Origin of the sequence: Amycolatopsis sp. NPDC004079 (assembly GCF_040610415.1) — a bacterium.
GTDB classification, from domain to species: domain Bacteria; phylum Actinomycetota; class Actinomycetes; order Mycobacteriales; family Pseudonocardiaceae; genus Amycolatopsis; species Amycolatopsis halotolerans.
The window spans coordinates 1-6,681 of sequence record NZ_JBEXMH010000146.1 but is presented as its reverse complement, the minus strand read 5'-3'; the positions used below and the strand labels follow the sequence as shown (position 1 = coordinate 6,681).

Here is a 6,681-nt window from a genome sequence, read left to right as displayed (position 1 = left end):
TGCTTGTCAAGGCGGGAAAGATGCCTTGACAAGCACCCCCGAACCGCAGGGAAGGCTTCGTATCGGGGTGCGGGGGAGGGGCTGGGTGCCTCGATCGTTGGGTGTATCGGCGGCGGTTTCGGGTTGGGGCTAGCGCCCCAATGCCACATTGGGTGCGTCAGATGCACCGAACGCCACATTGGGTGCGTGCGATGCACCCAATGCCACATTGGGTGCATCGCGGTCGCGGCCGTGGGGGCGGTCCGTGAAGGGGTCCTTGAGGGAATGCGGGTCGTGAGGGGAACCCTGAGGGACTCTGATTCCCTCGGGGTTCCCCTCACGGACTTCTGCTCGGCGCGCCCGGTGCTGGGTTCCACTCGCCGGGACGACGGCGTCTCTCCGCTGCGGATGATAGGAATGGCCGGTGACCCAACCGAACTTGATCGACGCCGCCGCGGACGAGGCTGTCACGCTTACCAGCGAGCTCATCCGCATCGACACCACCAACACCGGCGACCCCGAAACCCTCGTGGGGGAGCGCGTCGCGGCTGAGTACGTCGCGGAGAAGCTGACTGACGCCGGGTACGAGATCACCTACGTCGAGTCCGGCGGCAAGGACCGGCACAACGTCATCGTGCGGCTGCCCGGGGCGGACCCCAGTCGCGGGGCGTTGCTGATCCACGGCCACCTCGACGTCGTCCCCGCGGATCCGGCCGAGTGGTCGGTGCATCCGTTCTCGGGGGCGGTCCAGGACGGGTACGTGTGGGGGCGCGGCGCGGTCGACATGAAGGACATGGTCGGCATGACGCTGGCCCTGGCCCGACACTACAAGATCAACAATATCGTGCCGCCGCGTGACCTCGTGTTCCTGTTCGTCGCCGACGAAGAAGCGGGCGGCAAGTTCGGGGCGCAGTGGCTGGTCGAGCACCGGCCGGAGTTGTTCGAGGGCGTCACTGAGGCGATCAGCGAGGTCGGCGGCTTCTCGATCACCTTGAAGGACAACGTCCGCGCGTATGTGATCGAGACGGCCGAGAAGGGCATCCGCTGGATGAAGCTGCGCGTGCGCGGCACCGCGGGCCACGGGTCGATGATCCACCGCGACAACGCGGTCACCAAGCTGGCTGAGGCCGTGGCGAAGCTGGGGCAGCACCAGTTCCCGTTGGTGCTGACCGATTCCGTGCGCGAGTTCCTCGCGGGGGTCACGGAGATCACCGGCTGGGACTTTCCCGAGGACGATCTCGAGGGCGCGGTCGCGAAGCTGGGCAACATCTCCCGGATGATCGGCGCGACCCTGCGCGACACCGCGAACCCGACGATGCTCACCGCGGGCTACAAGTCGAACGTGATTCCGTCGGTGGCCGAGGCGGCGGTGGACTGCCGCATCCTGCCTGGCCGGCTCGAGGCGTTCGACCGGGAGCTGGACGAGCTGCTCGGCCCGGACATCGAGAAGGAGTGGATGGAGCTGCCGCCGGTCGAGACGACGTTCGACGGCGCGCTCGTCGACGCCATGACCGCCGCGGTGCTCGCCGAGGACCCGGGCGCGCGCACCCTGCCGTACATGCTCTCCGGCGGCACCGACGCGAAGTCGTTCCAGCAGCTCGGCATCCGCAACTTCGGCTTCGCGCCGCTGAAACTGCCCGCCGACCTCGACTTCTCCGGGCTCTTCCACGGGGTCGACGAGCGCGTCCCGGTCGACGCGCTCAAGTTCGGCGTCCGTGTGCTGGACCGGTTCCTCCGCTCGTCCTGATGCCCGGGTTCCGGCTCGCCGACGGCACGCCCCTGCACCTCGTGTGCAGGGGCGATCCGGCGGCGGCCGTGACGGTCGTGCTGCTGCACGGCTACGCGCTCGACCAGCGCAGCTGGGGCCGGATCGCCCCGGTGCTCCCGGACGCGGTCGAGCAGCCGCTCGCGGTGGTCAGCTACGACCACCGCGGGCACGGCGAATCCGGCCGGGCCGCGCGCGGCACCGCGACGATGGGCCGGCTCGCGGACGACCTCGCCGAGGTGATCGAGCGGGCCGTCCCGCACGGTCGCGTCGTGCTGGTCGGGCACGACATGGGCGGGCTCGCGGTCATGTCGCTGACCCAGCGGCATCCGGAGCTGTTCGCCGCGCGCGCCGGCGGGCTGGTGCTGCTGTCGACGTCGTCCGGGCGGATCGCCACCGAGGCGTCCGCGGCCTGGCCCAACGCGCTCGGGAAAGTCGCGCAGGACCTGGAATTGGTGCTGGGCGCGAAACTGTACGGCCTGGTCCGCGAGCACACCAGCCGCGCGGTGAGCGCCGGGCTGCGCTGGTGGCTGTTCGGCGACGATCCCGACCCGGACCTGGTCGAGCTGACCGTCAAGATGATCCGCGGCAACTGGCCGCACACCATCTCGCAGTTCCGGCCCGCGCTCGACGCCTATGCGCGCGACGCCGCGTTGACGCTGGCCGGAGACCTGCCGGTGACGGCGATCGTGGGGGAGCGGGACCGGATCGTCGCGCCCGCCGACGTCGAGCAGTTCGTGCGCGGGCTCGCCCGGGGATACGCCGTCGTGCTGCCCGGCGTGGGGCACGTCGTCCCCCTGGAGGCCGCCGCGCAGGTGGTCCCGCGGATCGCGTCGGTCGTCAACGAGGTCCACCGACAACAAAATCTGTCTTGACAAGCTGAGTGTTCTGACGCGACGATGGGACGCATGTTTCCCGTTGCGGTGATCGAGGACGCGGCCGCGGCCGAGGTGTCGCTGGACCCGGTCCGCGCCCGGCTGCTGGCCGAACTGGCGCAGCCGGCCTCGGCGACGATGCTGGCCGCCCGCGTCGACCTGCCGAGGCAGAAAGTGAACTACCACTTGCGCGCGCTGGAAAAGCACGGGCTCGTGGAGCTGGTCGAGGAGCGGCGCAAAGGCAACGTCACCGAGCGGATGATGCGGGCGACCGCGTCGTCGTACGTGATCTCGCCGACCGCGCTCGCGGCCGTGCAGCCCGACCCGGCGCAGTCGCCGGACCGGCTGTCCGCCCGCTGGCTGCTGGCGGTCGCGGGACGGCTGGTGCGCGACGTCGGAATCCTGATCACCGGTGCGGCGAAAGCGAAAAAGCGCGTCGCGACCTTCGCGCTGGACGGCGAGGTCCGGTTCGCCTCGGCGGCCGACCGGGCCGCGTTCGCCGAAGAACTGGCGACCGCGGTGACCACTCTGGTGGGGAAGTACCACGACGAAAAGGCCGAGAACGGCCGCGCGCACCGGGTCGTGCTGGCGGTGCACCCGAGCGTGCCGATGGGGGAGGAAAACGAGCATGGGTAAGGAATTCCGGGAGATCGACGTCGCCGAGGTCCCGGTCGAGCCGGAACAGGTCTGGGCCGCGATCGCGACCGGGCCGGGCATCGACTCCTGGTTCATGGGCCGCAACGAGGTCGAAGGCGGGGTCGGCGGCGCGGTGCGCGGAGCGTTCGCCGCCTACGAGCCGACGCACGCGATCACCGCGTGGGACCCGCCGAACCGCCTGGCCTACGGCGGCGAACCAGGGCCGGACGGACGGCGGATCGCGTACGAATTCCTCGTCGAGGGCCGCGACGGCGGCAGTTCGGTGATCCGCTGCGTCACGAGCGGCTTCCTGCCCGGCGACGACTGGGCAGACGAGTTCGAGGCCATGCAGGCGGGCGGCGCGCTGTTCTTCCGCAACCTGGTGGAGTTCGTGCGGCACTTCCCGGGCCGGACAGCGAAGCCGGTCACCGCGTTCGGGCCGACGGTGATCGCGGACTGGCCTGCGCTGTGGGCCGCGCTGGCGAAGGAATTGGGCGTGGAGGAGTTGACCATCGGCGCGAAGGTCCGGCTGGCCGGTGCCGACGGCGTGCTTTACGCGGTCAACGACCAGACCGTCGGAATCCGTACTGACGAGGGCCTTTTCTGCTTCATGCAAGGCTTCCGCGGCCCGCTGGTGGCGACCCACCACATCGTCGCGCCGGACGTGGACGCTGTGGCCGAGGAAGCCAAGTGGGCGGAGTGGATGGCCGCGCTCAGCTGAGGATGGACGGGCGGTGTCGAAAACCGGCGCCGCCCGCACAGCCAAGCCCCGCGATCAACGCCTCAGGTAGCCAACCCGGTCGAGTGATCCACAGCGGACCGCTTCCGCCGCAGCCAGACCCGCCGAGTCCCGTCGGCATACAGCCGCACCGTCCGCAGCTCCCATCCCGCGAACTCGGCGTGAATCGAAAGCTGGATCATCGCCGCGCGCCGGGACACCGCAGGGGGGAGGCGCAGGCGGCGATACTCCCAATCCCCTTCGACCACCGCCTCGTCGACTGTCGTCATGGCTGGATCACCTGGGTCCCTTCTCCCGCGGCCGAGCCGACGAACACGCGGCCGCTCTGGTCGTCGACGCCCACCGTGTCCGGCTGGCGCACGGTCGGGAATCGGTATTTCTCGACGGGCTCTCCGCCGCGGACGTCGTAGCCGACGACCTCGTTGCGGGCGGTCAGGGTGATCCACGCCAGGCTGCGTTTCGCGTCGTACGCGATGCCGTACGCGCCGCCCGGGACCGGGTAGCGCTGGCGGAGGATCAGGGGGTTGGTGGAGAACGCGAGCAGTGCGCCCGCGCGGGCGTCGGTGACCAGCACGCGGCCGTACGAATCGGCGACCGCGTTGGCCGCGCCGTCGCCCGCGCGGAGGCCTTCGTCCATGGTTCCGGCTTGGACGTCCACGCTGAACACGGCGGTGCGCAGCCGGTCGAGGACCACGACGCCGTTGCCGGTGTTGACCACGTCGTCGGCGCTGTACAGCTGGCCGGTGATCGTCTTCGCGACGGTGCCGTTGGCCAGTACCTCGACGGCCTTGCGGTCGCGGACCGCGACGAGCGTGTCCGGTCCGTCGGCGGTTCCGGCGGCGGGTTGTCCGGCGACCTTCTCGGCGGTCAGCTGCCCGCTCGGCAGCGCGACGCGGGCGAGCACGCCCTTGCCCGGGACTCCGGCGAGCGCCTGGCCGCCGGACACGCTGAGCGATTCCGCCGGACCGGGGAGGGCGACCGTCTTCTTCGGGGCGCCGAGCGAGCCGAGATCGTAAAGTCGCAGCTCAGGCGGCTGTGAGAGCGCCACGACGAGGGTGTGGCTCTGCTGGTCGGTCGCGATCGCGGACACCACCGGCATCGGCAGCACCTGCCCGGCCGGCGGCACCGCGCGGGCGGGGGAGACGGCCGGTTTCGCGGCCGTCGGATTGGCCACGACCTGCAGGTTGTCCTTCGGTTCGGCCGAGGACGAGCAGGCGGACAGCGCGAGCGCACCGGCCAGCGGGATCGCGATCCGCGACGCGGCGGTGAGCCGACGCACCTTGAAACCTCCAGCAAAGCTCCGGCGAACAGGTCCCTCCAGCATCCTCTCCGAATGCCGAACCGTCACGCCCGTGTCACCGACCCGACACCTGCGGCTCACCGGGTGCCCCGTTCCGGATAGCCGAAGCCGACGCCGCTGACGTCGTCCAGCGCGCTGCGGATGGCCGGGGGAAGGGTCAGGTCCTCGGCCGCGAGCGAGCCGGTGAGCTGGCCGGTGTCGCGCGCTCCGACGACCGGGGCGGCCACGCCGGGCCGGTCCCGGACCCAGGCGAGCGCCACCGCGAGCGGCGACGTGCCGAGGCCCTCGGCGGCGGTCACGACGGCCTGCACGATCCGTGCGGCGCGTTCGGTGCGGTGGTGTTCGACGTATCCCGCGTACTCGGAGGACGCGCCGCGCGAGTCCGCGGGCGTGCCGGTGCGGTACTTCCCGGTGAGGACGCCGCGGCCGAGCGGAGCCCACGGCAGCACGCCGATCCCGTGGTGCGCGGCGGCCGGGACGACTTCGCGTTCGATGCCGCGTTCCAGCAACGAGTACTCGAACTGCCCGGACACGAGCGGCACGGTGGCGAGCGAGGCGGCCGTCGCGAGCTGCCAGCCCGCGTAGTTGGACACGCCCACGTAGCGGACCTTGCCGCTCGTCACCGCGTAGTCGAGCGCGGACAGCGTTTCCTCGATCGGCACGCAGGAATCCCACGCGTGCAGCTGCCAGAGGTCGATGTGGTCGGTGCGAAGCCGCCGCAGCGATCCTTCGAGCGCGGACAGCAGCGCGCCGCGCGAGGCCCCGCCGCCGAACGGGCCGTCCCCGCGGCGGGCGACAGTCTTGGTGGCCAGCACGATGTCCTCGCGCGGGACCAGGTCCGACAGCAGTTCGCCGAGCATCCGCTCGGCCTCGCCGCCGGCGTACAGGTCGGCGGTGTCCACGAGCGTGCCGCCCGCGTCGACGAACGCGACCAGCTGGCTGGCCGCCTCGTCCGGATCGGTGTCGCCGCCCCACGTCATGGTGCCGAGGGCCATCCGCGATATCCGCAGTCCCGACCGGCCGAGCTGTCGCTTTTCCACGACCGCCGAGCCTAGTGGGCGCACCCCCCGCGACCCGATCAAGGTGACGCGTGTCGACGAAATGCGGCCGCCGGTCCGTGCGGGGAACCCCGAGGGACTCTGCATCCCCATGCCAGGAACTCAAGCCGCGTGACCTCGGGCCGCTGACCATCCACAAAGGACGTCAGCAGTGTCGAAATGCCCGATTTATCACCAAGTGGCTGCGTCCTGTGGTCCGTGAAGGGCTCCTTGACGGAATCTGATTCCCTCAAGGAGCCCAGGGTGCATGTAAATGCATCTATACCTCCTAGTCAATCAAACCCGAACCGTCAGGTAAATCAAACTACGGGGTGGTGTGGCCCAAAGAG

At 70.5% G+C, this 6,681-nt stretch carries 7 protein-coding genes; 4 read left to right on the top strand and 3 right to left on the bottom strand.

Annotation, left to right across the window (positions count from 1 at the left end; genetic code table 11):
* Positions 1-403 precede the first annotated feature (403 nt).
* From ABZX37_RS49130 to ABZX37_RS49115, 4 genes are read left to right on the top strand one after another with little or no spacing between them, the layout of a single operon-like run.
* Entirely contained in the window at positions 404-1,726 is a 1,323-nt protein-coding gene (locus ABZX37_RS49130; protein WP_354751235.1) for a M20/M25/M40 family metallo-hydrolase, read from the top strand.
* On the top strand, positions 1,726-2,619 hold the full coding sequence (locus ABZX37_RS49125) for an alpha/beta fold hydrolase (RefSeq protein WP_354751234.1): 894 nt from the start codon (positions 1,726-1,728) through the stop codon (positions 2,617-2,619). Before ABZX37_RS49130 ends, ABZX37_RS49125 begins: the two co-directional genes overlap by 1 nt.
* 33 nt (positions 2,620-2,652) lie before the next feature.
* On the top strand, positions 2,653-3,255 hold the full coding sequence (locus ABZX37_RS49120; RefSeq protein ID WP_354751233.1) for a helix-turn-helix domain-containing protein: 603 nt from the start codon (positions 2,653-2,655) through the stop codon (positions 3,253-3,255).
* Positions 3,248-3,976, top strand: a complete 729-nt coding sequence (locus ABZX37_RS49115) for an SRPBCC domain-containing protein (RefSeq protein ID WP_354751232.1) — start codon at positions 3,248-3,250, stop codon at positions 3,974-3,976. Before ABZX37_RS49120 ends, ABZX37_RS49115 begins: the two co-directional genes overlap by 8 nt.
* A 62-nt stretch (positions 3,977-4,038) precedes the next feature.
* On the opposite strand, the gene ABZX37_RS49110 is transcribed toward ABZX37_RS49115, so the two are convergent.
* The 3 genes from ABZX37_RS49110 to ABZX37_RS49100 all read right to left on the bottom strand — a co-directional run bounded on the left by ABZX37_RS49110 (position 4,039) and on the right by ABZX37_RS49100 (position 6,334).
* Complete coding sequence (locus tag ABZX37_RS49110; protein WP_354751231.1) at positions 4,039-4,263, bottom strand: DUF5703 family protein; 225 nt, start codon at positions 4,261-4,263, stop codon at positions 4,039-4,041.
* On the bottom strand, positions 4,260-5,273 hold the full coding sequence (locus ABZX37_RS49105) for a hypothetical protein (protein WP_354751230.1): 1,014 nt from the start codon (positions 5,271-5,273) through the stop codon (positions 4,260-4,262). The genes ABZX37_RS49110 and ABZX37_RS49105 overlap by 4 nt, the downstream gene beginning before the upstream one ends.
* 98 nt (positions 5,274-5,371) lie before the next feature.
* On the bottom strand, positions 5,372-6,334 hold the full coding sequence (locus tag ABZX37_RS49100; RefSeq protein WP_354751229.1) for an aldo/keto reductase: 963 nt from the start codon (positions 6,332-6,334) through the stop codon (positions 5,372-5,374).
* Between the last annotated feature and the right edge of the window lie 347 nt (positions 6,335-6,681).